The organism is Kitasatospora sp. NPDC059817, assembly GCF_042731835.1.
In the GTDB taxonomy this organism is placed as follows: Bacteria; Actinomycetota; Actinomycetes; order Streptomycetales; family Streptomycetaceae; genus Kitasatospora.
On sequence record NZ_JBHWIR010000423.1, the window covers coordinates 1 to 1,643 of the forward strand.

General features: G+C 76.6%; 1 protein-coding gene. It reads left to right on the top strand.

All coding sequences use genetic code 11. The annotated features are described in order from the left end of the window. The first annotated feature begins 224 nt into the window (after positions 1–224). Positions 225–1,241, top strand: a complete 1,017-nt coding sequence (locus tag ACFV61_RS35940; RefSeq protein ID WP_380496385.1) for a MerR family transcriptional regulator — start codon at positions 225–227, stop codon at positions 1,239–1,241. The last annotated feature ends 402 nt before the right edge of the window (positions 1,242–1,643 follow it).

Below are 1,643 nucleotides of genomic sequence, written 5' to 3' on the forward strand. Positions count from 1 at the left end.
GGGGTGCTTGTGGTGTCCGTTCCCACTACCCCCCCCCCACCATCCCCCCCCCGCCCTTTGGGGGGGGTGGGGGGGTGCTTTGCCGGTGCCGGCCCCCCCCCCCCCCCCCACACCGATGGCTTCCGCGGAGCGAGCCCTGCTGCGCCGCCCCGCATCCGCGACGCCCGCTGCCCCGGCCCGCCCCGCATAGGCTCACGCATGTGCCCGTCCCGGTTCCCGTCCCCGTGTCTGCCTCCGCCGGTCGGCCGCCGACCCAGGCCAGCCTGACCACCGGTGCCCTCGCCCGCATGCTCGGCGTCTCCCCGACCACCGTCCGCTCCTGGGAACGCCGCTACGGCATCGGCCCCGCCCGGCGCGACCCCGGGCGCCACCGCCAGTGGAGTCCGCGGGACGTCGCCGTCCTGGCGGAGATGTGCCGCCTGACCGCTCGCGGCGTCACCCCGGCCGAGGCCGCCCGCCTCGCCCTCGCCGCCGAGGCCCCAGGGCCGCCCGGGCCGTCCGAGCCGCCGGGGCCGCCAGAGACGTCCGAGGTGTCCGGGCCGTCCGAGCCGCCGGGGCCGCCTGCCGGTGGGCCGGCCCCCGGTGGCGGGAACGCCCTGCCCGTCGGCACCGTCCGCCCCGAATGCCGGGGGCTGGCCCGCGCGGCCGTTCGCCTCGACGCCCCCGAGCTCGCCCGGATCCTGCGACACAGCGTCGACACCCTCGGCCCGGTCGCCGCCTGGACCGAGGTGATGATGCCCGCGCTGCGTGCCGCCGGCCGCAAGTGGGCCGCCGAGGGCGAGCGCTACGTCGAGGTCGAGCACCTGCTGTCCTGGCACGTCGCCGCCGCTTTGCGCCGCGCCGCCGACCGGGTCGAGCCGCCGCAGGGTCCGGCCGTCCTGCTCGCGGGCATGCCCGCCGAACTGCATGCCCTGCCACTGGAGGCGCTGGCTGCGGGGCTGGCCGAACGGGGCCTGCCGTTTCGGATGTTCGGCCCGGCCCTGCCGACCGAAGCCCTGTTGGAAGCGGTCCGCCGCACCGGCCCGCCCGCCGTCCTGCTCTGGTCCCAGGTCGCCCGCACCGCCGACCGGGCCCTGGCCCGCCGTGTCGCCGAGACCGCCTGGGGCCCCCACGGTGCCCGCACCCGCCCCGTCGTCCTGACCGCCGGCCCCGGCTGGACCGGCCCCCGCCGCCCCCCGGGCGCCCTGCGCCCCCGCGACCTGCCCACCGCTCTCGACCAGCTGGAGCACCTGCTGCGCTGAACCCTCGCCCTGCGGAACCGCGACACGTACGCCGTACAGCCTTGCCCACGGGCTCGCGCCGTCAGCCTCGGAGTGAATATACCGACCGGTCTACAGATTCGATCGCGCTCGCGGTGCGCACAGGAAGTCGGCCTGCCCGACTTCCTGTGCGGGGTGGTTCGCCCTCGGCTTCGCCACGCGGCGGGGCCTCGAACGGGGCGCTGCAAACGGGAAAAATATATCGGTCGGTCTACATATTCGACTGCGCGCACAGTGGGCGGGCGGGGAGCCGGGAAGCAGGAGCGGCTCGGCGCGGGGGGGGGGGGGGGCCCACCCCGCCCAGACCCCCCGCGGGGGGGGGGGGGGGTGAAAAAAAATCATAGGGGGGGATAAAATAAATATGTTGGGTGCGAGACCCCCCCA